The following is a 24113-nucleotide window of genomic DNA, read 5'->3' on the forward strand; positions in this document are numbered from 1 at the left end:
GTTGGAGATGACCATGCGCAGACGAAACTTCTTGCAAACGAGCGCCGCCGGGCTAGCCCTCGCAGGACTGGCACCCGCCGGCTTCCCCACGGCGATGCGCGTTGCCGCCGCCGCCGAGTCCGATACGGCCAAGCGGCAGGAAATCGACGCCAAGGTACGCGGCACGCTCTCGAAGCTCTACTCGACGGTCAAGGGTTCGAAGGAACTCGTCGCCAAGGCGAACGGCGTGCTCGTGTTCCCGTCCGTCATCAAGGTCGGCTTCGTCGCGGGCGGCGAGTACGGCGAGGGCTCGTTGCACGCAGGCGGGAAAACCGTGGGCTACTACAAGACGATATCGGGATCATTCGGCTTGCAGGCGGGCGCGCAATCGAAGGCCATCGTTTTCCTGTTCATGACGCACGATGCGCTCAGCAATTTCCGCAATTCGAAAGGCTGGTCGGTGGGCGGCGAAGGGTCGGTTGCACTGTTGAAGGTCGGTGCAAACGGCGAGATCGATACGACGACGGCCACCGCGCCCGTCGAAGCGATCGTGATGACCAATGCCGGACTGATGGGCGACGTGTCGCTGGCAGGCACCAAGGTTTCGCGGCTGAACATCTGAAGCGGGCGCTCAAGCGGGGAGAGACATGATGAGCAGCCGTATCACGTTCATGGTGTTGTGTGCGGCGGCATCGGTGCTCGCGGCGTGCGCCCAGCCGCATCAGCAGGTCGAAGCGGGCGCCGATCAGTCGACGGTCATTGCCCGCCTGGGTCAGCCTAAAGAAACCTATGAATTGCCCAACGGCGGCAAGCGGCTGATGTGGCCGACGCAGCCGATGGGCACGACCACGACGGCGGCCGATGTCGATGCGTCGGGCAAGGTAGTCAGCGTTCGCCAGGTGCTGCAGGAGAGCGAGTTCTATCGCGCCGAGGTCGGCAAGTGGACGCGTAACGACGTGCTCGTCAACTTCGGCCGTCCGTTCGAGACAGCGTATTTCAAGCGGATGAAGCGCGAAGTCTGGTCGTATCGCTATATGGAGAACAACGTCTACTACATGATCTTCCACTTCTATTTCGACGATCAGGGCATCTTGCGGCAGACACAGAAAGAGCCCGATCCGATGCGTGATCCGAGCCGGCGCAGCAGGTTCTAAGCGTGCGCCAGCTGCGTGCCGCTACTTCGTCTTGATGCAGGCGATGCGATACACGCCGTCCTCGACTTCGACGCCATGGGTATCGTGTGTGAAGCCGGGGAAACGCAGGTCGAACTGTTCGAGCGCTTTCAGGTAGCCGAGCAATGGGCCGTCGGCAGGGCCCGCATTCTCGCCGGGCATCAGCAGCGGAATGCCGGGCGGATACGGCACGACTGCATTTGCCACCGTACGGCCTTCCATTTGCGACAGATCGAGCGTCTCCACCTCGTTGTGGACCAGCAGTTCGAACGCTTCCTGCGGGCTGTACTCGGGATGGGGCAGCGTCGAGAAGCCGCGCGACATCATCTCGGTGGTTTTCAGATCGTTCATCGCGCGGAACATCAGATCGCAGAGATCGCGCAGGCCGAGACGGCTGTAACGCTCCGGCCAGGTGGCGGGCAGTCTCGGCAACGCCTGGTCGAGGGGGAGATTGGCGTCGTAGTCCCGCTTGAAGTCGAGCAGCGTGTTGACGAGCGTTCCCCACTTGCCCTTGGTGATGCCGATGGAAAAGAGCAGCAGGATCGTGAAGTCGGTGGTCTTTTCGACGACGATGCCGTGTCTGTCGAGATACGCCGTCACGATGCACGCCGGAATGCCGACCGACATCAGCCCGCCGTGCGGCGCGACGCCCGGCGTCAGGATCGACACCTTGATCGGGTCGAGCATGCAGTAGCCGTCTTCGATCTCGCCGAAGCCGTGCCATGCATCGTTGGTATGCAGGACCCAGCACGATGGATCGGTCGCGAGCAGTTCTTCGTCGGCTTCGTGAAACGGCGTGCGGCGCCCCGTATGACGATTCACGACGACTTCGGGTTGCCAGCCATCGAAGAACCAGTCCCCTTGTTCGTCGAACTGTGCGTGCAGCCTGCCGAGCATCTGCCGGAAGGCGATGGCCTCGCGGATCGCATCGCCTGTGAGCGCCTCGCCGCCGGGACCGTCCATCATCGCGGCGCTGACATCGTTGGACGCAATGATCGCGTACTGCGGCGAGGTCGACGCATGCATCATGTACGACTCGTTGAAGCGCGCATGCTCGATGGGATTGCGGCCGTCGCGGATATGAATGAACGACGCCTGCGACAGCGCCGCGAGCAGCTTGTGCGTGGAATGCGTGGCGAACACGGTCGGCTTCGACGCATCGTGATCGGCCGGGTCGCCGTGCATCGCGAAGCGGTCCTTGTACAACGGATTGAAACGCGCATAGCCGTACCAGGCTTCGTCGAAATGCAGACGGTCGACGCTTTCGCCCAGCAGTTCTTCGAGACGCGTCACGTTGTAGCATAGTCCGTCGTAGGTCGAATTCGTCACGAGCGAATGAACGGGCGTGGGGTCCACACCGTCGCGATCCTTGACGAGCGGATTCTGCTCGATCAGCAGACGAATCGCCGCTGCCGTGAGCCGCTCGGGCATGATCGGGCCGATGATGCCGTAGCGGTTGCGCGACGGAACCAGATACGTCGGTATCGCGCCCGACATCGTCATCGCATGTTCCGCCGACTTGTGGCAGTTGCGGTCGCACAGCGCGATCTGGTTGCGCGTCACGCTCGCCATCAGGATCACGCGGTTTGACATCGACGAGCCGTTGGTCACGTGATACGTGCGGTGCGAGCCGAACACGCGCGCAGCGTAGCGCTCGCTTTCGCCGATCGGCCCGCTATGGTCGAGCAGCGAGCCAAGCTCGCCAACTGAAATGGACAGGTCGGAGCGGAATAGCTGTTCGCCGAAGAACTCGAAGAACGCCTGGCCGACGGTCGACTTCATGAATGCCGTGCCGCCCGTGTGCCCCGGCGTGTGCCACGAATACTCGAAGACCTTCGAAAAGCGCGCGAGCGCGCCGAACATCGGCGGCAGCACGGATTCGCGGTAGCGATCGATCGACGCGATGATCCGGCCGGCGATGAACGAAGTCGTGTCTTCCAGCATCCAGATGAAGTCGTCGGCTTTCTGCATCGCGTCGACGGGGATCGTCGCGGCGCTCGTGCGGCTGGCGAGCAGGAAGATCGGCACCGTCGCGCTGCGCACCCGCTGCGCATCGAGCACGCTCTGCGCCTGCTGATGGGTTTCATCGTCGCCGAGTTCCCAGCTCAGCAACAGACACTGAATCAGCGGATCGGCGCGGATCACCGACACGGCGTCGTCGGCGGACGCCGCTGTGACGACACGCACGTGCCGCTCTTCCAGTTCGGCTGCAAGCGATTGGGCTGCGCGTCCGCTTGCGGTACGCGCGTCGAACTCGTGGTGCACCAGCAGCGCCTTCATGCCGAGGCGGCGATAGACGGATTCCGTCGCGGAAGACATGTGCATTTCCCTCGCGGTTTACTCGGGCAGGATGGCCGCCCGATAGAAATTCTTTGTGTCCTCATCCGGCTCGCCGAACCACTTCACAAAGAGCCCGCGATAGGCACCTGACTTGTACATCTTGCTGAGCGACTGATCGACGAACAGACGCATGTCTTCGTCCTCGCGCGCGACACCGAGCGAAACGGGCACGACAGTGAAGCGGCGCTGCAAGACCTGCAGGCTGTCCGATGCCGTGCTGCGCTTGACGGCATCCTGCAGGATCTGCCGCTCGGCGAAGAAGACATTGGTTTTGCGGTCGAGCACTTGCCGTACACCTTCTTCATAACTCGACACATTGACGACGTGCGCGGTCAGCTTGAACTCGCTGATGCGGTCGTTGAGCCAGCGCGCCGTGGGCGTATCCTTCACGGCCGCGAACGTCTGCGCATTCAGCAGCTGCGCAGGCGAAGCACGCCAGATCGGCCCGTGAGGCTGAACATCCCCGCTCAGCAGTTCCTTGAGGCCGCGCGTCGCGTCCGTGCGCATCAGCGCGCCGACGCCGCCAGGATAGACGGGCACCGAATAGCTGATGAACTGGCGGCCCGTCAGCGTTTCAGGATCGCCGCACAACAGGTCGATACGGTGATCCTGCAGCGCGCGGTAGCGTTCGTCCGAAGAGACCTGCGTCCAGTTCACCGTCAGCGCGGCAAGTCCCAGTCCGCTCTTCACCTGATCTGCGACGCCCTGGCAGATGCCCGCGAGGTAGCCCACCGCGCGGCCTTCGCTGTCGCGGTAGACGAACGGGCTCGCCACGTCGACATAGCCGATGTTGATTTTGCCCGTCTGCTTGATCCGCGCGAGCGCGCCCGACTGCGCGGTACTCGCGCCCGCCGCATGCGCCGGGCGCGGAGCCGGGGCGCACAGCACGAGGAAGGCGATGATGCTGGCGGCAGCAATGACGGGCTTGCCTGCCTTGGCGCCCTTGAGCCCAAGACGCGGCGCGATGAAGCCGTAGATCACATAGCCGATCGCCATCACCAGCATGCCACCGAGCACCGCATCCTTGCCCGATGCGTAGAGCGCGTAGACCGAGTACACCATCGCAATCACGGCGACGACGCCATTACGTCGGTAGACAGCGGGTTCCGTGCCGGCGTCGCGCATCATCACGAACAGTGCCGACAGCGAGATGATGTAAGGCACCACGTTGGTCACCACGGCGAGATTGACGAGCGCCGCGAACTGCTCGGCCAGGTTGGGCGAGATCGTCGACAGCGCCATCAGCGACTGCACGACGCCCATGATGATCATGCCGGGGATAGGCGCACCGTTATGGCTGGCCTTGCTGAAAATCGACGGAAACATGTTGCTGTCGGCGGCGTCCTTTGCGGTCTGCGCGAGCGTGAATTGCCAGCCGAGCAGCGAGCCGACGCACGCCATTGCCGCGAGCGCCATCACGATCGAGCCGATCATGGGGCTGAACATATGCGCGAACGCGAGACCGAACGGACCCGTCGATTTCGCGAGGTCCGCGTTGGGCACGATGCCCTGGATCGCGGTCGTCGACAGCACGTAGATGACGGCGGCGCCGAGTGTGCCGAACAGGCACGCGAGCGGCACGTCGCGCTTCGGGTTTTCGACGGCAGACGAGTTCTGCACGGCCGACTCCATCCCGAGGAACGCCCACAGCGTCAGCGCGATACTGGAGCCCATGCCGTCGATCAGCCGCAGTCCCTGCGGATTCCACGCGGCGGCGAAGAGGTCCGGCTTGAACCAGAACCATCCCGCGATCGACATGAAGCCGACGGGCAGAATCACGCCCCAGACCGTGATAGAGCCGATGCGCCCCGTCAGCTTCGGCCCGCCGAAATTGGCCGCGGTGGTGATCCACAACAGCGCGATCACGCCGATGCAGGTCGCCACGGGCGACGCGGTCAGAATGGGGAAGAACGCGGCCAGATAGCCGAGCGCGGAACTCGCGACGGCGACGTTCGCGATCGCCAGTGACAGGAAATACAAAAAGAACACCTGGAAGTAGCCGGGTTTGCCGTACGCGTCTTCCGCATAGGCAGCCATGCCGCCCGCGCGCTGGTTGATGATCCCCGCCTGCGCGAAGCCATAGGCGATCGCCATCGACCCCAGTGCCGTCACGATCCACGACAGCAGCGAGATCGCGCCGACTTTCGCCATATTGGTAGGTAGCATGATGATGCCCGAGCCCATCATGTTCACGGTAACGATGAACGTCAGTTGCACGACGTTCATTTTTTTCGGTTGATCAGCCATGACTCCACTCCTTGGTGGCTTTGCCTTATCGCTTACTCACTGACCACGTAGGTATAGAAACGGATGCGACCGTCTTCGCGTTCCTGGAACACGCCCTGGACTTCGTAATTGAAGCCGGGGAAGCGATTGAACGATTCCTGAAACGCCATGAAGTAATCCAGCATGGGTTGGGCACGGTCATCCCAACGTTCTCCGGGCAGCACGACGCCGATGCCTGGCGGATAGATCAGCGCCAGCGTGGCGGAAACGCGGTTCTTTGCCTGATCGAGCGGCACGTAGTCGACGCGATTCGCGACGAGCGCTTCGTAGGCTTCTTCCGGCGACATCGCGAGTTCCGGAAAGCTCGACGCGCGGAAGCACAGCCTCTGCAGATTCTTGACGTTCGCTTCGCGATAGAACGTGTGCATCTCGTTGCACACCTGGCGCAGCGTGTAGCCTTCATAGCGGCTGCCGTGCGCCGCGCACAGCGAAGGCAGGACTTCGGCCAGTGCGGCGTCGCGGTCCCACAGGTTCTTGAATTTGACGAAGCGTGCGATCAGCGTGTTCAGCTTGCTTTCGTCTTCGGCGGGCGTCATCAGGAAGAGCAGGCTGTTCAGGTCGCATTTCTCCGGGACGATGCCTTCCTCGCGCAGATAGTTCGCCACCACCGTCGCGGGCACGCCGAAGTCGAGATACTCGCCCGTCTTCCTGTCGATGCCCGGTGTCAGCAGATTCAGCTTGTTCGGATCCACCATCACGTAGCCGTCGGCGTAACCCGTATAGCCGTGCCACGCCGCTTCCGGACGGAACTCCCAGCATTGCTGCTCGTGCTTGATGACGTCCGTCGGAATGTCTTCCCACGGGATACTCGACGCGTCGGCCATGAAATTCGAGTTGCGGATATCGACGACGTCCGGCACGAAAGGATCGAAGAACCATTGCTCCTGCGCGTTCCTGCCCGTCATCTCGTAGTGACGGGCGAACTGGCGAAACTTCTTGCGCGCCTCGATGCCGAGTTCGATGCAGCTGTCCCAGAGCATCTCGCCCGCTTTGCCTTCGTGGACCTTCGCGTTGACGTCGAGCGACGCGAACAGCGGATAGAAGGGTGACGTGCTCGCGTGGATCAGGAACGATTCGTTGAAACGCTTGTGCTCGATATAGCGCTTCTGTCCGCGAATGTGATCGTCTCGCTTGTGAACCTGGGAGGCCTGCGAAAAGCCGGCGCCCTGCTTATGAACGGACTGGGTCGAGAAAAGGCCCGGCATGTCCGGCGTCAGATCCTTCAGGCGCATCGGACTGTGATCGTTGAACAGCGGATGGAACGCGTTGTAGCCGATCCACGCTTCGTCCCACAGCACGTAGTCGCACAGGTGGCCGATCCGTTCCAGCACTTTGCGGACGTTGTAGATCGTTCCATCGTAGGTCGCGAGCTGAATGCAGGCGAGCCGGAACGGCCGTTCGGCGCCCGCGCGTTCGCGGTCTTTCACGAGCGGGCTGTTGCGGATCTGCTCGCGCAGATAGTCTTCGTTCCATGCTTCCCAGTCGACGCCGCCGATCATGCCGAACGCGTTGCGCGACGTCGGCAGGAAGATGGGAATGGCGCCTGCCTGCACCAGCGCACCCTGATGCAGCGACTTGTGATTGTTGCGGTCGAATAGAACCAGATCGCCGCGTTTGAGCACGGCGCCCGTCACGATCTTGTTGGACGTGCTGGTTCCGTTGAGCACGAAGTAGGTCTGGTCTGCGCCGAATATCTCGGCGGCGTGGCGCTGGGCGTCGGCGGCGGCGCCCTCGTGAATCAGCAGATCGCCGAGATCGACGTCGGCATTGCACAGGTCGTTTCTGAAGATGCTTTCGCCGAAGTGCTTGAAGAATAGCTGGCCGGCGGGCGACTTCCGATAAAACTGCCCGCCTTGATGACCGGGACAATCGAACGCAATGTTGGCTTCCGCATCGTACGCAACGAGTCCGCCGAAGAACGGCGGCAGCAGGCTCAAGCCGTATTTGACGACGCTGCCCATCACCTGCTTCGCGTAAAAAGCGGGCGTTTGCTGTCCCAGATAGATATAGCCGTCGACTTCACCGAGTCCGCCCGTTACGGCAAGGTCCGACAGCCGGTGCGAGTTGGCCAGCGCCCAGAGCGGCGTACGGAAGCCGAGCGACCGCACGGCCGCAGCGAGCTTGCGTGCAGGCTCGAGGCATGCGCCGTCGATCAGGATGATATAGGCGCCGACCTCGGCATCTTCGTTGACATCGCGTGTGTAGCTGTCGGTGACTTCGACCCGGTAATGCTCGGCGGTGATATCCGCAAGCAACTCGCCGGTCTGCGCGTCGTTGCCGTCGACGATCGCGACGACCTTCAACAGTTTGTGAAAGGCAATCGGAATGGTTGGCGCTTTGATGGATCGAGGGACCATAGTCACTCCTTCTTCGCCAGGCTTTCGAGAGCGTGCGAAGTCGACGCGGCGGCGAACCGGCTGCCGCCGTACCGCGCGCACGGATTCATCAGCCGGCTGCGTTCAGCGTTGTGAGCAAGTTTCTTATTACGGTCGAACAGGAAGCGGGAAGGTCAACCACACTGCGTCTACCTGAATTCTGCTACTCGACAATGCGATGCAAGAGCCGGACTGAAAATGGCGGGCTCTCGGTCTCCTGGTTTTTGTCCGTGTTCGGCAATGGGCCGGACGATGCATAGGTTGCATGTGCTACGTATATGGTTGGCAAGCTTTTCGAACAATGCAAGTTTTTTACACCTTGCGAAATCGTGATTTGGCTGCATGCATGTCATAAGTAGCTTAAAGAAAAGCGTGATCATGAAATGAGCCAATGCGTCTTTCGTTTCCCGTTATTGAACGAGTACGAGTGATTATTCGGTTGGATAAATGCGGGTTGAATGATTACGCTTTTGCGCAGCATGCTTATCAATGACGGGCTTAGTGTCGAAAGGGCGACAGTTGCTTGCGACAGCGCTCCCCGTCACCTATAACAGCCGACGGACCTGTCAGTACTCGGTCTGAATTCATGCCATCGCCGGACGACAGCGCTGGCGCCTGCGTGTGTGTCATTGCGCAATGCGCGTTCGCGCCACTATCTCCACGTTCCTTCAACAACCTGTTTCTGTAACGGTGGGTTCATCATCGGGAGAAGACCATGACGTTCATCAGACTTATGCTGTCCGCTGTCGCATTTTCATTTGCACTGACCGCATGGGCGCAGAACGATGCGGCATCGGCGCCTGCCGCGAATGCGGGCAGCAACGATGCGATCGTGAAGATGCGCCAGGAAGAAGCTGCCGCGAATCGCGCTTATGACAAGAAGGTGGCGGCGGCAAAGAAGGTCTATGACCACAAGAAAGCTGAAGCCAAGAAAGAACGCGATGCGGCTATTGCTGCGGCTCGAACTCAATGATCGGACGTGACCGGTAAGCTGCTTCGTCATTCTTTTTTCTGAAAATATCGAGTGGATATTTTCATGTTCCATCACGCCGCTAGGGCGGCGTGATCCATATTCTCATGTCATTTATTTGGAATCTTGAACAAAATGGTTTCATCTACCAGAATGATCTGCAGACGGCGTGCCGATTAGAAAGATCGCAATGACGGGAAAGCAGGTAACAGGTAGAAGCGCACGTCGCAGCCAACGCAAAGAACTCATTGTTAACGGACTCCTGACACTTCTATCTGAACAAGGGAGAACGCGATGAATGCGGAAACCACCAGGCTCGGGGCATACTCCGAAGTCGGCAAGCTGCGCATGGTCATGGTCTCGTCGCCGGGGCTTGCTCACCAGCGGCTGACTCCCAGCAACTGCGACGAACTGCTGTTCGACGACGTGATCTGGGTGAGTCAGGCCAAGCGCGATCACTTCGATTTCGTGACGAAGATGCGTGAGCGCGGCGTCGAGGTGCTGGATGTGCACAACCTCCTGACGCAGACGCTGGATGTTCCCGACGCGCGCAAATGGATACTCGACAGAAGAATCAGCGACGATAGTGTCGGCGTCGGTCTGAGTACCGAGGTGCGCGCGTGGATGAATGAACTGGATTCGCGCCGGCTCGCCGAGTTTCTGATCGGCGGCCTGTCACTCGACGATATTCCGAGCAGCGACGCGCCCGTCGTCAAGCTGTTCCGCGAGTATCTGGATTACTCCAGCTTCCTGCTCTCGCCGCTGCCGAACACCGTGTTTACGCGCGACACCACCTGCTGGATCTACGGCGGCGTGACGCTGAACCCGATGTACTGGCCGGCACGGCGACAGGAAACGCTGCTCGAAGCGGCGATCTACAAGTTCCATCCGACCTTCGCCAATGCGAACTTCGAAGTCTGGTGGGGCGACCCCGATGTCGATCACGGTGCGTCGACGCTCGAAGGCGGCGACGTGATGCCGATCGGCAAAGGCATTGTCCTGATCGGCATGGGCGAGCGCACGTCGCGTCAGGCCATCGGGCAAGTTGCACGCGCGCTGTTCGAGAAAGGCGCGGCTGAGCAGGTGCTGGTTGCGGGCATGCCGAAGTCGCGCGCGGCGATGCATCTCGACACGGTGTTCAGCTTCTGCGACCGCGATCTCGTCACGGTGTTTCCCGACGTGGTCGCGCAGATCGTCACGTTCACGATCCGGCCTGACGAGAAGGCGTCTTACGGCATGAGCATCCAGCGCGAAGACAAGCCGTTCATCAAGGCAGTGGGCGATGCGCTGGGCCTGAAAGAACTGCGGGTCGTCGAAACGGGCGGCAACCGCTTTGCGGCCGAGCGCGAGCAATGGGACGACGGTAACAACATGGTGTGTGTCGAGCCCGGTGTCGTGATCGGTTACGACCGCAACACGTTCACCAACACGCTGCTGCGCAAGGCGGGCGTCGAGGTGATCACGATCGCGGCCAGCGAGCTTGGGCGTGGGCGCGGCGGCGGACATTGCATGACTTGCCCGATCGCGCGCGACCCTGTCGATTACTGAGCGGCGTGCCGCGCCGGACGGCGCGTCTGCCCGACAACGGAGACAACTGATGGCGTTCAATCTGCGGAACCGTAGCCTTTTGAGCCTGATGCATCACAGCGGGCGGGAGCTGCGCTACCTGCTGGATCTGTCGCGCGATCTCAAGCGCGCCAAATACGCGGGCACGGAACAGCAGCATCTGCAGCGCAAGAATATCGCGCTGATCTTCGAAAAGACGTCGACGCGCACGCGCTGCGCATTCGAAGTGGCCGCGCACGACCAGGGTGCGCATGTAACGTATATCGATCCGACCTCGTCACAGATCGGACACAAGGAGAGCATGAAGGATACGGCGCGCGTGCTGGGCCGTATGTTCGATGCGATCGAATATCGCGGTTACAGTCAGGAGATCGTCGAAGAACTCGCGCACTATGCATCGGTGCCCATCTTCAACGGCTTGACTGACGAATACCATCCGACGCAAATGCTCGCCGACGTGCTGACGATGCGCGAGTATGCCGACAAGCCGTTGCACGACATCAGCTACGCGTACCTCGGCGACGCGCGCAACAACATGGGCAATTCGCTCTTGCTGATCGGCGCGAAGCTGGGCATGGACGTGCGCATCGCGGCGCCGAAGGCGCTGTGGCCGAACGAAGAGCATCTCAATGCGTGCCGGCAATTCGCGAAGGAAAGCGGCGCGCGCATGACGCTCACCGAAGATCCGAAAGAAGCCGTGAAGATGGTGGACTTCATTCACACGGACGTGTGGGTGTCGATGGGCGAACCCGTCGAAGCCTGGGACGAAAGAATCAAGGCCTTACTGCCTTATCAGGTGAACAAGGCGCTGATCGAATCGACGGGCAATCCGCGAACCCGCTTCATGCACTGCCTGCCTGCATTCCACAACTGCGAGACCAAGGTCGGTCAGCAGATTGCGGAACGCTATCCGAATCTGGCGAACGGCATCGAGGTCACCGAAGAGGTGTTCGAGTCCGACTACAACATTGCGTTCGAACAGGCCGAAAACCGGATGCATACGATCAAGGCCATCCTCGTGTCGACCCTCGCCGATATCTGAGGGCACCGGCATCGCGAGGATGATCGCGGCCATGCGGCGCCTGTTCCGGGCGCCCGCGTGGCGCATCGACGCAATCAGCAGGAGGGAGACATCATGCGCATGGTCATTGCACTCGGCGGCAATGCGCTATTGCAGCGCGGCCAACCGATGACGGAAAGCCAGCAGCGCGAGAACGTCAAGGTCGCCGTTGCGCAGATCGCCAGAGTAGCTGCGGGCAATGAACTCGTCATCGCACATGGCAATGGTCCGCAGGTGGGATTGCTGGCGCTGCAAAGCGCTGCCTACACGGAAGTCGCACCTTATCCGCTCGACGTGCTCGGCGCGCAGACGGAAGGCATGATCGGCTATCTGATCGAGCAGGAACTGGGCAATCTGCTTCCGTTCGAGGTACCGTTTGCGACGATCCTGACGCAGGTCGAAGTCGATCTCGCCGACCCGGCCTTCGGTCATCCGACCAAACCAATCGGCCCTGTGTACACCAAAGAAGAGGCGCAGAAACTGGCGCAGGAAAAAGGCTGGAGCATTGCGGAAGACGGGGACAAGTATCGCCGGGTGGTCGCCAGTCCGCGTCCGCAGCGGATCTTCGAAATCAGGCCGGTGAAGTGGCTGCTCGAGCGGGGAACCGTGGTCATCTGCGCGGGCGGCGGCGGGATTCCGACCTGCTACGACGAGAACCGCAAGCTGCGCGGCGTGGAAGCCGTGATCGACAAGGATCTGTGCTCGGCGCTGCTGGCGCAGGAACTGGAGGCGGACCTGCTCGTCATCGCGACCGACGTGAACGCGGCCTACGTGGACTGGGGCAAGCCGACGCAGAAAGCCATCGCGAGCGGCCATCCCGATGAACTCGAAAAACTCGGTTTCGCGTCGGGGTCGATGGGCCCGAAGGTGCAGGCGGCCATCGAGTTCGCGCGGAAGACGGGCAAGGACGCCGTGATAGGTGCGCTGCCCGATATCGAGGCGATCACGCAGGGTACGGCGGGGACGCGCATCAGCGTGCGCGATCCCGGCATCACGTTCTATCCGCGCGCGTAGGTTGGCTGTCGCGTTCGAGCGTCGCGATTGCTTTCGCGTCTGCGTTCGGCCGGGCGCATACACGCTGCAAGATGGGCCCGTGCTTCGGCATCTGCTATTGCGGGACGGCAACAGCCGACGGCATGCCCGTCGGCGTCATTCTCTTTTCGACTCGGCTTTGCCCTGCACGACAGGCGATCTACGGCGCGAATTGCCGGGTTTCGCTACCTGATCGCGCGCAAGCTGCGTGTTTCTATCGGGCTGGATGTCGCTCAACGCGTTCTGCATTCGAGTCGGCAGTGCATGGCGATAGCCCGCCGTGAAGCGCGATGCAATTGCCGAGTGCCGTTGCGATCGACTCGAGGAGTTCAATGATCAAGCTGTCGAGGCATATCGTTGCACTGGGGGCGGTTGCCGTCCTGCACGACGCGGTGGCAAGTCCCGTCGACCTGTCGAATGAATTGCCGAACTTCTTCGGTGCGGGTATCGGCTCGACTACCGAGTACGCGGGCGGAAAAGATCGCATCGTCGGAGTGGTGCCGGGCATGCGTTATGTGACGAGCGGCGGCCATCTGTTCGAGTGGTACGGCACTTATGCGCAATACAATTTCGGCAACCTGACGGGCTTCCAGTGGGGACCCGCGCTCGCGCTGCGGCTCGGTAGGCGCGATGTTGACGATCCCGTCGTCTCCCAGGTGCACAGCGTCGATACGACACTTGAAGGCGGCGGGTTCGTCGGCTACGAATATAGCCATGTCGGCGAGGTGCCGTACCGTCTGCGGGGCGAGGTCACGGTGGTCACGAATGCGGGCGTCGTCTATTCGGGCGCACGTGTTTCGCTGAACACCAGCGCATGGTTTCCGGTCCACTCGCGCGTATTCATCGGCGGTGGACTGGGGGCGACGTGGGTCAGCGGCGGCTTCAACGAGACGTACTACGGTGTCACCCAGCAGGACTCCGCGAAGAGCGGACTTCCCGTGTATACGGCAGGCGGCGGTTTGAACCAGATCACCAGCTGGATTGCAGCGATTTACCAGATCAACCCGAGCTGGTATGCGGGCGCGATGGTGTACTACCAGCGCCTGATGGACGACGCGGCCAACAGTCCCATCGTCACCCAGCGGGGAACCCGTAATCAGATCACATACGGCGTGGGCATCGCCTACGCGTTTCGCTGAGATGCTTTTCGTGCAAGCGGGGAGCCAGGATGCTGAACCAGTTTGCTGAGACGGTGCTTCTCGTCGTCGCGGGTCTGTTTCCCGTGATCAATCCGCCGGCGGCGGGATTCATCGTGCTGAGCCTCGTACCGCACGCGACGCAGAAAGAGCGGGCCTTTCTGGCCAGAAGCATATCGATCAACAGCCTGGTCATTCTGTTCGCGTCGCTTTCGATCGGCGCTTACGTGTTGTCTTTCTTCGGTATCTCGCTGCCCGCGTTGCGCGTGGCGGGCGGACTCGTGATCGCGTTTGCGGGCTGGAATCTGCTGCACGAACCGGCGGATACGGATCGCGAGCCGGAGCAAGGGCCGGCGCAAGACGCAACACGCGAAGTCTCGCTGCGCTCGAAGGCTTTTTATCCTCTGACGCTTCCCATCACGGTCGGACCCGGATCGATCGCAGTCGCAGTCGCGCTGGGCACAGGCAGGCCGCGCGGCGGCATCGCATGGGTCCACCTCGCCGGCGTGCTCGTCGCGCTGGGGATCCTGTGGGCCAGCATCTATCTTTGCGTACGCTTTGCAGCGAACCTCGAGAAGCTGTTGGGGCCTGTCGGCACCGAGATTGCGATGCGGCTGTTCGCGTTCGTGCTGTTTTGCATCGGCGTTCAGATATTGTGGCTGGGCGTCGACGATCTGCTCGAATCGGTGCCGTTGTGGGTGCGTTTCAAATGACGATCTGGGTGCCGCCATCTGGTGTGGCGGCGCGGGAACGAGGTCAGAAAGAGGAGCTTTTCATGTCATTCCAGAAGCCGAAAAATGGTCTGATGACGCGCTGCGTGCGCCTGACATCGACGCTATTCCTATTGATGGGCATGGCTGCCGCTCACGCGACCAATCTCAACTTTCTCAACGACACGCCGATGTCATACATCAAGAAGCCCGACATGGACTCGATCAAGGTCGCGCTCACGGACGTGCTCAACACGAAGAAAGACGGCGAGACGACACAATGGACCAACGAGGGCACGGGCAACAGCGTGAAAATCGACGCGGCGATGACACCGGAGAGCACGAGCCAGGAGGGAAACAAGACCTGCCGAAACGTCACCGTCGTACTGTCTGCAAAAGGGCAGTCGATGAACCTTCACCCCAAGTTCTGCGGCACGGGTAAAACGGACTGGGCATTGCAAAAGCGCTGATGGCCGTTGGCTGTCTGAGCACCTTGCGCTACTGTGCGCGACGCTGGTCTTAAGCTTCGCTGAAGCTGCCATGTCCTACACTCGTACTCCCTCGTGACGGATTGCCGAAATCAATACAGCATTCGCATGGAAAAGAGCGCATTCGATCTAGGACTGATCGCTGCGGAAAACGGCAGCGACGAGGCGATTAATCCATTTCCCGTCAGCAGTGACGAATGGCGCGACTGGTACGACGGGTTCAGGTGTGTCTGCCATGCCGACGTGCAGGCGCGACACGATCTGCAACGCTTTTTTCTGACGCCGCCCGTCGCGATCTTTACGGCCGCATTGGCGGCGCTGATCGACATCGTTTTCTTGAGTGATTGGGCAGGGCTTGCACGCCTTTTTCCAGCGGGTTTCATGCAGTGGGGCTGCGCGCTGTCGGCTGTGCTGATAGCGGCTGCGACCGCGCTTGCAGCGAGACTTCGGATCTGGGTCGATGTGTTGTACGTTGCCGGGATACTGATGCCGGCACTGTTCATGCCGAGGCTCGAACCGTCCGCTTTCCAGCATGAATGGTTTAGATACGTCATAGGGTACGCATTCATTCTCGCGCCATTGATCGCGTGTCTGATGCTCGTCAACGACGTGAAGCGCCGCTACCGTGCATGCGCGACGAAGGCCGCACGGCAGGTGCGCGCGTCAAGAGGCGCCGTACAGCGCTAGGACTTCGAATTAATCAAGCCGCGTGAAAGATTACTAACACCTGCACGACACAGCGAATAGACTGAGAAGTGATCACGACCACCACTAAGGGGATTCTCATGAACATGCTCAGCAAGCGTCGGATGTCGGTCATCGGTGTCGTTGCACTGCTTTGTTGTCAGACCGTTGCCGAGGCGCAGCCCGTCGCTTATCCGGCCAAAGGTCAAAGTCCGGAGAAGCAGCAGCAAGATCAAGGCGCCTGCGCATCGTGGGCTAAGCAGCAGACGGGCGTCGATCCGGCGGCTGTCGCGGCAACACCGCCGCCGCCGTCGGGTCCGGCTGTAGGCGGTGGCGAGCGCGTCGGCGGAGCCGCGCGCGGAGCGGCGGGCGGCGCGGTCATCGGCGCGATTGCGGGTGATGCAGGCAAGGGCGCCGCCATCGGCGCCGCAGCGGGCACGATGGGCGGTGGCATGCGCGCGCGTCAGAACCAGCGCAATGCACAGGCCAATTCGCAAGCCCAGCAGCAGAACGCGATGGGCGCTTTCAACCAGGCTTATTCCGCGTGCATGAGCGGCCGCGGCTATACGATGCACTGATCGATGCACTGATCGATGCACCACGCGATGCACTGAGCCATCCGTCGTGCCGCGCCTGTGATCGCAGGCGCGCGCTCGCTGCTTCAGCCACGCGCGCGCCGTGCTGCGTCCACGAGGCCATCGAGCCATTCCTGATGGCCGTTGATCATCGGATTCGGCCGCGTCCGCGCGAGTACTTTCGCGGGCTCGCCATTCTGGGTTTCCTGCGTGAGGATACGCACGCGCTCTCCCGGCAGCGCCTCGAACAGCCACGCATGATGCACATCGAGCCGCGACTGCGCATCGCCTTCCACCCAGCCGTGCCACGCGACGCGCGCCGCTGCGCCGTCGACGGGCGGCACATACTCGGTGACTTCCGCCTCGACTGAAAAGCCAAACGTGATGAATCGAAAGCGCGCGCCCTGGCTGAGCGCAGGGCCCTGGCCGTCGTGGAAACGGATATCCGACGCGTTGCTGTAGTAGCCCGGCCACGCGGTCGTGTCGTCGAGCTGCTGCCACACGTCTGCGACGCTCAGCCCCGCCACGATCATTTCATTCGAAGCGAAGTTGTCGGAGAAGCCCGGCACATAGCCTTCGGGCCAAACGATGTCATGCATGGTTGCCTGTCCTTGCTGATGGTTGAACAGGGGCCATCATCGGCGCTATCCTGAAATAAATCCAATCGCGTTTGATGATTTTCACCATCATGCAATCTGATATCAGAACCATCGACCTGAACCTGTTGCGCACACTCGACGCGTTGCTCGACGAACGCAACGTGACGAAGGCGGCGCAGCGTCTTGCACTTACGCAGCCCGCCGTGAGCGGCATGCTGACGCGCTTGCGCGAAGGCTTCGACGATCCGCTGTTCGTGCGCACGCAACGCGGCATCGTGCCGACACTGCGCGCGCTCGAACTCGCGGCGCCGCTCAAGCAGATTCTCGGCGAGATCGACGCGCTGCTGCGTCCCCAGGCATTCGATCCCGCAACGGCCGAACTGACGCTGACCGTCGCGTCGACCGACTACGCGTTGCAAGCGGTGGTGCTGCCGTTTCTCGAAGCATTGCGACGCAAGGCACCCGGCGTGCGGGTCGCCGTCGTGCCCGTGCAGGACGCGTTGCTGCAGACGCAGTTCGAACGCGGCGAGATCGACCTTGCGCTCGTCACGCCCGAAAGCGCGCTGCCGGACCTGCATGCGCGGCGGCTGTTCGACGAGCGCTATGTGTGCGTGATGCGCGCCGGTCATCCGGACGCGCGGGGCGGCGCGCTGTCACTCGATCGCTTTTGCGAACTCGATCATGCGCTCGTGTCGTACAGCGGCGGCAGTTTTCGCGGCATCACGGACGATGCGCTTGCGCGCCTTGGACGCGAGCGTCGCGTGACGGTATCGGTGACGAGCTTTCTGGTGTTGCCGAGCATTCTCAAGAGCAGCGACCTGATCGCCGTCGTGCCGCAGAGGCTCGTTGCGCGATCGAAGGGACTCGTGACGCTCGAACCGCCGCTGGAGATTCCCGGCTTCACAAAAACCGTGGCGTGGCACGAGCGCACGCATCGCGCATCCGCGCATCGCTGGGTGCGCGAGCTGCTGTTCAAGACGTGCGATGCGCTCGCGTGATCACGTCGATGCCACGACGGAATGCAAAGTGGTTCGCGGCTCACGCGTTCATGCGTGACACGCGTTACTGCTTGCCCGATGCGAGTTGCTGATTGCGTTCCGTCAGAAAGCGCAGCAACCCATCGACGCCGCTTTGCTGGATCGTCTCGCCGAACTGCTGGCGATACGTCTGCACGAGCCATGCGCCCATCACGTTGAGGTCATACACGCGCCAGCCTTGTGGCGTCTTGCGCAGGCGGTAATCGATTTCGACGGGCTGTGCGTTCGTGAGCGCGATGGTGCGTACGACGGCGTCCGTGTCGCTCGACGAGACGCGCATCGGCGGATATTCGATCTTCTGGTCGGGCTTCAGTTGCGCGAGCGCGCCCGAATAGAGGTGGATCAGCAGCATCTTGAACTGCTGAACGAGTTGCTGCTGCTGCGCGGGCGTGGCCGTGCGCCAATAGCGCGCCAATGCAAGCTGCGTCGTATGTTCGAAGTCGATATACGGCAGGATGTCGCGATTCACGATATCCATGATGCGCGGGATGTCCGTCGGGTCGATCGCGCGCGTGTGAACTTCATCGAGCACCTGCTGCGTCACCGCCTTGACCAGCATCTGCGGATCGGAACTGTCGACGTTCTGCGCCGATGCCGTAGCGCCGAAAGCGAGCATCGTGAAGAACAGGACGGCGGCAAGAAATCGCGATCGGATGTGGGCAATATTCATGGTGTGAATGCATAGGCGAACGATGGCCGCGAAGGGTTTCGCGGTGGCGAGAGCTATTGTAGGGGCGTTGCGCGAAATCGGCAGCGGGGGTGACAGGGACCGACGCTACGAAGCAGACGGACAGGCCACGCGCCGCAGCACGTTCATCGGGCCGAGCCGTTCGATCAGTTCCAGATGTGCCGCGTCGCGCACGAACAGCGAACCGGCGAACCCCAGCGCGTTGACGGACACGCCCTCCACGCGTTCCATCGAGCGCGGAACGAGCAGCATCCAGCGGCGCGTGACGAGCAGGTTGTACGGCGTCGCGTGACACGGCTCGCCGTCTACTTCACCTGCGCCGATGCCCGCAGCATCGAGCAGCGCGCGATAGCACGCGAGTGCGGTGTGTGCGGCAGCGTCGGGCGGGGCATCGTCGAGTGCGAGGCGCGCGAACGCATGACGGAACGGCAAGCCCGGCACGCGACCAACCGGGCCAGCGCCGAAGGCCTGCGCGAGCAGTGGTTCGACGGGGACGGGAAGCTCGCTATCGCCGAGCGGCAGCGGCACGATCTGCAGATGCTTGTGCGGCTGGCTGGCGCCCGCTTCGGGGCCGGAGTTATAGAAGCCGACGCCGTCGAATCCCGCCATGCAGCGCATCAGCGCTTCGAAGTCGGCGAGATCGAGCAGCGCTTCCTGCCGTCGAAATTCGCGCGTGACGATCAGCAGATGATGATCGATCACGTTGAACTTGTTGAGCAGCGCGAGATGCGTGCCGGAGATATCCGCGACGAACAGATCGGGTTCGTACGGCAGGAACGGATTGACGGCAACGCGCTTCTCCGTCTGGAGCTTGCGTGCCTGCACACGCTGCTGATCCTTGCGCGTGAGGCTCGACACCTGTCGCACGATGAAGCGGACGCCGTCGCTTTCGATGACGGTCTGCACGGTGTCGATGGGTTGCAGCGCGCCGCACTGCAGCGCGTGCGCCGTTTGCCTTTCGATGGCGGGCCAGAGCTTGCGCGGATCGAAGTGTGGAGGTTGCATGTATCGCAATCGCAGATGTCGTGTCAGAGTTTGTAGCCGATCGTGCGCAGCAGGTCCTTGCGCCATTGCACGTCTTCGGCACCTTCCACACCCAGCGGCGAAAATCCGTCGATCACGCCGACGATGCCGCGTCCCTGATCCGTTTCGGCCACCAGCACCTCGACGGGGTTCGCCGTCGCGCAGAAAATGCGGCACACCTCGGGCACGGTTTTCAGCACATTCAGCACGTTGACGGGGAAAAAGCCGTCGCCGAGAAAGACGAAGAAGCTGTGGCCCGCACCAACGTTCAGCGCGTTCTGGCTTGCCATGTCGATCAATGCATCGTCGGTGCCCGAGCGCCGCACGAGCCGCTTGCCCGACGCCTCGCAAAACGCGAGGCCGAACTTGATGCCAGGCACGGTGCCGACGAGCGCCTCGTGAATATCCTCGACGGATTTGATGAAGTGGGACTGCCCGAGAATGAAGTTGGTCGATTCGGGCTTGACGACGGTAACGGCGGACAGTTGCATGGCGGGCCTCGCTCCGTTGCGGCAAAAACACCGGTGAACACGCACGAAAATGGCAGGGGGCACGGACGTCGGGAAGGCTCACCCGCCAGATGCTCGGTTCGAGCTTCCTCTAGCGTAGACGCAAGCGCGCGCGAGCGAAAGCGCCCGTGGCAGACGGCCTGCTGCACGACGCGGAGTGTGCGAACATTTCCTGTCTTCATGCGATGTGGGAGCGCATATGGATCGTCTGCAGACGATGCAGATTTTCGTGCAGATCGTCGATCTCGGCAGTTTCACGCGCGCTGCCGAAACGCTCGCGCTGCATCGGCCTGCCGTCACGAAAGCCGTGCAGCAACTCGAACAGGAACTGGGCATCCGGCTGCTGAACCGGAGCACGCGAAGAGTCAGCATGACGGCTGAGGGCGAAGCTTTTTATGGTCGCTGCATCGAGCTTCTTGCGGGTGTCAACGATACATTCGCGTCGTTCTCGCAGCAGAGGGCATCGCCAAAAGGGCGTCTAAGACTCGACATAGCGGTCGCCGTCGCAAAGGCCGTCGTGATCCCCGCGTTGCCCGATTTCCAGCAGAAGTATCCGCAGATCGAACTCGTACTGGGCGCAAGCGATCAGCCGGCCGATCTGATCGGCGAGGGCATCGATTGCGTCGTGCGGCTCGGCGATCTGAAGGATTCGAGCATGATCGCGCGCAAGCTCGGCGCGATTCCAATGGTGACGTGTGCCTCGCCAACGTATCTCGCGCGCTACGGGCTGCCCCGCACACTCGACGATCTGCACGCGCACAAGGCCGTCAATTTTTTCAGCGGCCGCAATCGCAGGGTGATGGACTGGGTGTTTCGTCCCGCCGGAAAAGTCGTCGCGATGAGACTGCCAAGCGGCATTCTTACCGACAACGCCGAGGCATTTCTCGCATGCGGCCTCGCGGGAATGGGCCTGTTGCAGGGCTTGCGGCCCGCGCTGCAACCGTTCATCGTTTCGGGGCAACTCGTCGAAATCCTGCCCGGCATCGCGACGGTGCCGAAGCCCATTTCCGTGCTGTACCCGAACAAGGCGCATCTGCCCGACAAGGTGCGCGTATTCGTCGAATGGCTTACGGAGCTTGTCGCGCGCAGATATCCGGCCTGATCGGATTGTTATCCGTTCGATAACAATGAGTAATCGCGTCAGCCGTTTATCTCGCACGGGGCGCGACCTACAGTGATGCCATTCCTTTTCACTGGAGATGACACATGTCCCGAGTTATCCGTTTTCATCGTATCGGCGGTCCGGAAGTGCTGCAGATCGACGACATCGACGTGCGCGCACCCAACGCGGACGAAGTACAAATCGAGGTCAAGGCAATCGGCATCAATCGCGCGGAAGTCATGTATCGAACGGGCGAATACACGATTCAGCCGCGCTTTCCCGCAGTGCTCGGCTACGAGGCGTCGGGTATCGTCGCCGCAGTGGGCAGCGGTGTGAAGGACTTCGCGGTGGGCGACGCGGTGAGCGTGGTGCCCGCCTTCTCGTTCGCCGACTACGGCATGTACGGCGAACGGGTGAATGCGCCCGTGCATGCCGTCGTGAAGAATCCGCCGTCGCTATCCTTCGAAGATGCCGCCGCGACGTGGATGATGTTCGCCACCGCCTACGGTGCGCTGATCGAACTCGGTCAGTTGCGGGGGGGCGAAACGGTGCTGATCGGCGCGGCGTCGAGCAGTGTCGGGCTGGCGGCGATCCAGATCGCCAACATGGTCGGGGCGATTCCCGTCGCGTTGACGCGCAGCGAGAAGAAGCGCGATGCGCTGCTGGCGGCGGGCGCCGCGCATGTGATCGCAGGTGACGGTTCGGACTTGCCGCAACAGGTAATGGCGCTGACGGACGGCAAGGGCGCGCGAATCGCCTTCGATCCCGTTGGCGGTCCGGCGGCTGCGTATCAATTGCAGGCGTTGTGCGCGCACGGCATCTTCTTCCAGTACGGCGCACTCGATACGCGGGACATCCCCGTGCCCGTGATGGATCTGCTGTCGAAGCACCTGACGGTGCGCGGCTATGAACTGTTCGAGATTACGGGCGATCCGCAGAAACTGGCGGATGCGAAGCGCTTCATTACGGATGGGCTGGCTTCAGGCGCGCTGAAGCCAGCCATCGACCGTGTGTTCGGGTTTGACGAGATGGCCGACGCGCATCGCTACATGGAAGCGGGCGCGCAGGTTGGGAAGATCGTCGTCAAGGTGTGAGCGGGGTGTGATCGCCATGCAGGTCGCGCGTCATCGCGCGGTCTGCTCTTCTGGGACTTCGATGCCCCAGTCGCCTTCCTTGTACCATTCGTCGCCGAGCAGTTCGATGGGATGCTGTGTCCGGCTGGAGCCGTTTCCGCATTGCAGGGAATCAGTCGGACAGTAGTGATCGCATCCCCAGCAGACCCGTTCGGGATGCTTCGGATGCAGCGGAAATTTCTTGGCCATGTGTTATCGCCTCTTGCAAAGGAAATCGCTGCTTGTAGCAGCGTTTCACGCGGACTGATGCGATGTGGATCAAGTCCGCTGTGTCAACTTCATCGATGCTAGTCCGCTGCGCCGAATCGGCAATGCGACAAACGTTCGCAGTCGAAGAACGGGGCGCGCGAACCCAGGTCTGGCGCCCGAATGCGCGATGTAAGGCGGTCGTCCGATCTTCAGGAATCGGAATGCTCCGAAGCGAATCTCCACAGCCTTACCGGAAACATTGCGATACAAACTCGGCACGATGCTTACCTGTTGACGGATATTCGCGCCCGTCCGGTATGGGAAAATGGGGGCATGAAAACGTCCAGAATCTCACTCATCGTAGCCGTGCTGGCGCTCGCCAGCCCGTTGGCGCATGCGAGCCTCGCAAGCGGCGCGCATCAGTTCAAGACCGATGCCAAGGCGGCGGGCAAAGAGACCGGGCACGCCGTTCGCAACGGCGTGCATGCGATCGGACATGGCGCGAAGTCGGCGGGCCATGCCGTGGCCGACGCGACGAAACACGGTTATCACGCGACCAAGAAGTTCGTGACGGGACACGGTTAACGCGCCCCGCATCGCTGCGAGCCGGCCGGCTGGGCAGCGTGTGAGCGCAAGCCACTGAAGCCGGTTCAGGCGTACGATTAAGGCATCGCCCCGTTGCGGACACCCGCCATCTGACGGAGAGCCGATATGAGACGCCTTTATTTCCTCGCCCCCGACACACCCACGGCCAGGGCGATCGTCGACGACCTGCTGCGCGCGCGCATCACATGGCGGCACATCCATGTGCTCGCGAATCACAGCGTCACACTCGAAGCCTTACCTCAAGCCTCGTTGCTGCAGAGCAGCGATGTCGTGCATGCGCTGGAACGCGGCGTGGCGTTCGGCGGCGCGACGGGCGCGCTGCTCGGCCTCGTGGCCCTGGCATTTCCGCCTGCCGAACTGGCCATCGCAGGCGGCGCTGTCGTCATGCTGACGCTGGCGGGCGCGGGCTTCGGCGCGTGGACGGCATCGATGATCGGTGTCAACGAGCCGAACACGCAGCTCGAACGCTTCCGCGAAGCGATCCGCGCGGGCCAGTTGCTGATCATGGCGGACGTGCCGGGATCGCGGGAACACGAGATCGAGCAGCTGATTGCGCAGCATGTGCCGCGCGCCGATCTCGAAGGCGCGGAGCCGACCACACCGATCTTTCCGTGAGCGCTATCTTGCGGGCGGCGTGACTCTCCTCTGAGGCTCGCTGTAAGGTATTCGACAACGAAGTCCAAATCGTCGAAAATCTGAGGCCCTGCGCGCGGGGAATGGTTCGAGAGCGGGCCCACCAAGGGCTCGTCGGACGGCCTGCCAAACGGCTCAACGAAGCTTCAACACGCTTCGTCGCAACGGCACCGCTGTGCCGTCGATAAAGCATCGACATTCCTCCCGCCGCGCTATTCCAT

Annotated in this window: 24 protein-coding genes; 16 read left to right on the forward strand and 8 right to left on the reverse strand. The window is 61.8% G+C overall.

Going from position 1 to position 24113, the window contains the following annotated elements; all coding sequences use genetic code 11:
- Positions 1 to 13 precede the first annotated feature (13 nt).
- On the forward strand, positions 14 to 601 hold the full coding sequence (locus tag G3N95_RS00260) for a YSC84-related protein (protein WP_205967953.1): 588 nt from the start codon (positions 14 to 16) through the stop codon (positions 599 to 601).
- 25 nt (positions 602 to 626) lie between these two features.
- On the forward strand, positions 627 to 1133 hold the full coding sequence (locus G3N95_RS00265) for a hypothetical protein (RefSeq protein ID WP_205967954.1): 507 nt from the start codon (positions 627 to 629) through the stop codon (positions 1131 to 1133).
- 21 nt (positions 1134 to 1154) lie between these two features.
- Here the strand turns inward: G3N95_RS00265 and G3N95_RS00270 are convergent, their stop codons facing one another.
- Genes G3N95_RS00270 through speC form a run of 3 tightly spaced genes read right to left on the reverse strand, consistent with a single transcriptional unit; the run spans position 1155 to position 8134 of the window.
- Positions 1155 to 3470 (reverse strand): Orn/Lys/Arg decarboxylase N-terminal domain-containing protein, encoded by a 2316-nt coding sequence (locus G3N95_RS00270; RefSeq protein WP_205967955.1) that lies wholly within the window; start codon positions 3468 to 3470, stop codon positions 1155 to 1157.
- 18 nt (positions 3471 to 3488) lie between these two features.
- Complete coding sequence (gene potE, locus G3N95_RS00275; RefSeq protein WP_205967956.1) at positions 3489 to 5738, reverse strand: putrescine-ornithine antiporter; 2250 nt, start codon at positions 5736 to 5738, stop codon at positions 3489 to 3491.
- A gap of 32 nt (positions 5739 to 5770) precedes the next feature.
- Positions 5771 to 8134, reverse strand: coding sequence for an ornithine decarboxylase (gene speC, locus G3N95_RS00280; protein ID WP_205967957.1), 2364 nt, complete (start codon positions 8132 to 8134; stop codon positions 5771 to 5773).
- Between the two features lie 733 nt (positions 8135 to 8867).
- Here speC and G3N95_RS00285 point away from each other — a divergent pair.
- From G3N95_RS00285 to G3N95_RS00325, 9 genes are all read left to right on the forward strand, one after another.
- Positions 8868 to 9125 (forward strand): hypothetical protein, encoded by a 258-nt coding sequence (locus tag G3N95_RS00285; protein ID WP_205967958.1) that lies wholly within the window; start codon positions 8868 to 8870, stop codon positions 9123 to 9125.
- 291 nt (positions 9126 to 9416) lie between these two features.
- A complete protein-coding gene (gene arcA / locus G3N95_RS00290) occupies positions 9417 to 10670 on the forward strand; it encodes an arginine deiminase (RefSeq protein ID WP_205967959.1) in 1254 nt (417 codons plus the stop codon).
- A 49-nt stretch (positions 10671 to 10719) separates the two neighbouring features.
- Entirely contained in the window at positions 10720 to 11730 is a 1011-nt protein-coding gene (locus tag G3N95_RS00295) for an ornithine carbamoyltransferase (protein WP_205967960.1), read from the forward strand.
- 93 nt (positions 11731 to 11823) lie between these two features.
- Entirely contained in the window at positions 11824 to 12762 is a 939-nt protein-coding gene (gene arcC, locus G3N95_RS00300; RefSeq protein WP_205967961.1) for a carbamate kinase, read from the forward strand.
- A 350-nt stretch (positions 12763 to 13112) separates the two neighbouring features.
- Entirely contained in the window at positions 13113 to 13919 is an 807-nt protein-coding gene (locus G3N95_RS00305; protein ID WP_205967962.1) for a MipA/OmpV family protein, read from the forward strand.
- A gap of 29 nt (positions 13920 to 13948) precedes the next feature.
- Positions 13949 to 14629 carry a MarC family protein gene (locus G3N95_RS00310; protein WP_205967963.1) on the forward strand — a complete coding sequence of 227 codons (681 nt, stop codon included), beginning with the start codon at positions 13949 to 13951 and terminating at the stop codon, positions 14627 to 14629.
- A 92-nt stretch (positions 14630 to 14721) separates the two neighbouring features.
- Entirely contained in the window at positions 14722 to 15096 is a 375-nt protein-coding gene (locus tag G3N95_RS00315; RefSeq protein ID WP_205968708.1) for an RT0821/Lpp0805 family surface protein, read from the forward strand.
- 126 nt (positions 15097 to 15222) lie between these two features.
- The gene (locus G3N95_RS00320) at positions 15223 to 15801 is read left to right on the forward strand and encodes a hypothetical protein (RefSeq protein WP_205967964.1); all 579 of its coding nucleotides are present in this window, start codon (positions 15223 to 15225) and stop codon (positions 15799 to 15801) included.
- 104 nt (positions 15802 to 15905) lie between these two features.
- Positions 15906 to 16376: a glycine zipper family protein gene (locus G3N95_RS00325; protein WP_277397981.1), complete on the forward strand. Its 471-nt coding sequence runs from the start codon at positions 15906 to 15908 to the stop codon at positions 16374 to 16376.
- 83 nt (positions 16377 to 16459) lie between these two features.
- Here the strand turns inward: G3N95_RS00325 and G3N95_RS00330 are convergent, their stop codons facing one another.
- On the reverse strand, positions 16460 to 16972 hold the full coding sequence (locus G3N95_RS00330) for an SRPBCC domain-containing protein (protein WP_205967966.1): 513 nt from the start codon (positions 16970 to 16972) through the stop codon (positions 16460 to 16462).
- A gap of 89 nt (positions 16973 to 17061) precedes the next feature.
- Between G3N95_RS00330 and G3N95_RS00335 the strand changes: the two genes are divergently transcribed.
- Complete coding sequence (locus G3N95_RS00335) at positions 17062 to 17970, forward strand: LysR family transcriptional regulator (RefSeq protein WP_205967967.1); 909 nt, start codon at positions 17062 to 17064, stop codon at positions 17968 to 17970.
- 64 nt (positions 17971 to 18034) lie between these two features.
- On the opposite strand, the gene G3N95_RS00340 is transcribed toward G3N95_RS00335, so the two are convergent.
- The 3 genes from G3N95_RS00340 to G3N95_RS00350 form a co-directional block, all read right to left on the reverse strand.
- Positions 18035 to 18679, reverse strand: coding sequence for an ABC transporter substrate-binding protein (locus G3N95_RS00340; RefSeq protein WP_205967968.1), 645 nt, complete (start codon positions 18677 to 18679; stop codon positions 18035 to 18037).
- 105 nt (positions 18680 to 18784) lie between these two features.
- The gene (locus G3N95_RS00345) at positions 18785 to 19702 is read right to left on the reverse strand and encodes a DUF4922 domain-containing protein (RefSeq protein WP_205967969.1); all 918 of its coding nucleotides are present in this window, start codon (positions 19700 to 19702) and stop codon (positions 18785 to 18787) included.
- Between the two features lie 23 nt (positions 19703 to 19725).
- Complete coding sequence (locus tag G3N95_RS00350) at positions 19726 to 20211, reverse strand: adenosine-specific kinase (RefSeq protein WP_205967970.1); 486 nt, start codon at positions 20209 to 20211, stop codon at positions 19726 to 19728.
- A 217-nt stretch (positions 20212 to 20428) separates the two neighbouring features.
- On the opposite strand from G3N95_RS00350, the gene G3N95_RS00355 reads away from it, so the two are divergent.
- Positions 20429 to 21331 (forward strand): LysR family transcriptional regulator, encoded by a 903-nt coding sequence (locus G3N95_RS00355; RefSeq protein WP_205967971.1) that lies wholly within the window; start codon positions 20429 to 20431, stop codon positions 21329 to 21331.
- A gap of 104 nt (positions 21332 to 21435) precedes the next feature.
- Positions 21436 to 22425: a zinc-dependent alcohol dehydrogenase family protein gene (locus G3N95_RS00360; protein WP_205967972.1), complete on the forward strand. Its 990-nt coding sequence runs from the start codon at positions 21436 to 21438 to the stop codon at positions 22423 to 22425.
- A gap of 30 nt (positions 22426 to 22455) precedes the next feature.
- Here G3N95_RS00360 and G3N95_RS00365 read toward each other — a convergent pair whose 3' ends face one another.
- Positions 22456 to 22653, reverse strand: coding sequence for a DUF3079 domain-containing protein (locus tag G3N95_RS00365; protein ID WP_205967973.1), 198 nt, complete (start codon positions 22651 to 22653; stop codon positions 22456 to 22458).
- A 333-nt stretch (positions 22654 to 22986) separates the two neighbouring features.
- Between G3N95_RS00365 and G3N95_RS00370 the strand changes: the two genes are divergently transcribed.
- Together G3N95_RS00370 and G3N95_RS00375 are read left to right on the forward strand one after the other, a co-directional pair.
- Positions 22987 to 23238 carry a hypothetical protein gene (locus tag G3N95_RS00370; RefSeq protein WP_205967974.1) on the forward strand — a complete coding sequence of 84 codons (252 nt, stop codon included), beginning with the start codon at positions 22987 to 22989 and terminating at the stop codon, positions 23236 to 23238.
- A gap of 126 nt (positions 23239 to 23364) precedes the next feature.
- Positions 23365 to 23874: a DUF1269 domain-containing protein gene (locus G3N95_RS00375; RefSeq protein WP_205967975.1), complete on the forward strand. Its 510-nt coding sequence runs from the start codon at positions 23365 to 23367 to the stop codon at positions 23872 to 23874.
- Positions 23875 to 24113 lie beyond the last annotated feature (239 nt).

It is taken from the genome of Paraburkholderia sp. Tr-20389, assembly GCF_017104565.1.
Lineage (GTDB): Bacteria > Pseudomonadota > Gammaproteobacteria > Burkholderiales > Burkholderiaceae > Paraburkholderia.

Coding starts and splice junctions, on each gene's coding strand:
- G3N95_RS00260 (WP_205967953.1), top strand. CDS start 14: ATGCGCAGACGAAACTTCTTGCAAACGAGCGCCGCCGGGCTAGCCCTC.
- G3N95_RS00265 (WP_205967954.1), top strand. CDS start 627: ATGATGAGCAGCCGTATCACGTTCATGGTGTTGTGTGCGGCGGCATCG.
- G3N95_RS00270 (WP_205967955.1), bottom strand. CDS start 3,470: ATGTCTTCCGCGACGGAATCCGTCTATCGCCGCCTCGGCATGAAGGCG.
- potE (WP_205967956.1), bottom strand. CDS start 5,738: ATGGCTGATCAACCGAAAAAAATGAACGTCGTGCAACTGACGTTCATC.
- speC (WP_205967957.1), bottom strand. CDS start 8,134: ATGGTCCCTCGATCCATCAAAGCGCCAACCATTCCGATTGCCTTTCAC.
- G3N95_RS00285 (WP_205967958.1), top strand. CDS start 8,868: ATGACGTTCATCAGACTTATGCTGTCCGCTGTCGCATTTTCATTTGCA.
- arcA (WP_205967959.1), top strand. CDS start 9,417: ATGAATGCGGAAACCACCAGGCTCGGGGCATACTCCGAAGTCGGCAAG.
- G3N95_RS00295 (WP_205967960.1), top strand. CDS start 10,720: ATGGCGTTCAATCTGCGGAACCGTAGCCTTTTGAGCCTGATGCATCAC.
- arcC (WP_205967961.1), top strand. CDS start 11,824: ATGCGCATGGTCATTGCACTCGGCGGCAATGCGCTATTGCAGCGCGGC.
- G3N95_RS00305 (WP_205967962.1), top strand. CDS start 13,113: ATGATCAAGCTGTCGAGGCATATCGTTGCACTGGGGGCGGTTGCCGTC.
- G3N95_RS00310 (WP_205967963.1), top strand. CDS start 13,949: ATGCTGAACCAGTTTGCTGAGACGGTGCTTCTCGTCGTCGCGGGTCTG.
- G3N95_RS00315 (WP_205968708.1), top strand. CDS start 14,722: ATGACGCGCTGCGTGCGCCTGACATCGACGCTATTCCTATTGATGGGC.
- G3N95_RS00320 (WP_205967964.1), top strand. CDS start 15,223: ATGGAAAAGAGCGCATTCGATCTAGGACTGATCGCTGCGGAAAACGGC.
- G3N95_RS00325 (WP_277397981.1), top strand. CDS start 15,906: ATGCTCAGCAAGCGTCGGATGTCGGTCATCGGTGTCGTTGCACTGCTT.
- G3N95_RS00330 (WP_205967966.1), bottom strand. CDS start 16,972: ATGCATGACATCGTTTGGCCCGAAGGCTATGTGCCGGGCTTCTCCGAC.
- G3N95_RS00335 (WP_205967967.1), top strand. CDS start 17,062: ATGCAATCTGATATCAGAACCATCGACCTGAACCTGTTGCGCACACTC.
- G3N95_RS00340 (WP_205967968.1), bottom strand. CDS start 18,679: ATGAATATTGCCCACATCCGATCGCGATTTCTTGCCGCCGTCCTGTTC.
- G3N95_RS00345 (WP_205967969.1), bottom strand. CDS start 19,702: ATGCAACCTCCACACTTCGATCCGCGCAAGCTCTGGCCCGCCATCGAA.
- G3N95_RS00350 (WP_205967970.1), bottom strand. CDS start 20,211: ATGCAACTGTCCGCCGTTACCGTCGTCAAGCCCGAATCGACCAACTTC.
- G3N95_RS00355 (WP_205967971.1), top strand. CDS start 20,429: ATGGATCGTCTGCAGACGATGCAGATTTTCGTGCAGATCGTCGATCTC.
- G3N95_RS00360 (WP_205967972.1), top strand. CDS start 21,436: ATGTCCCGAGTTATCCGTTTTCATCGTATCGGCGGTCCGGAAGTGCTG.
- G3N95_RS00365 (WP_205967973.1), bottom strand. CDS start 22,653: ATGGCCAAGAAATTTCCGCTGCATCCGAAGCATCCCGAACGGGTCTGC.
- G3N95_RS00370 (WP_205967974.1), top strand. CDS start 22,987: ATGAAAACGTCCAGAATCTCACTCATCGTAGCCGTGCTGGCGCTCGCC.
- G3N95_RS00375 (WP_205967975.1), top strand. CDS start 23,365: ATGAGACGCCTTTATTTCCTCGCCCCCGACACACCCACGGCCAGGGCG.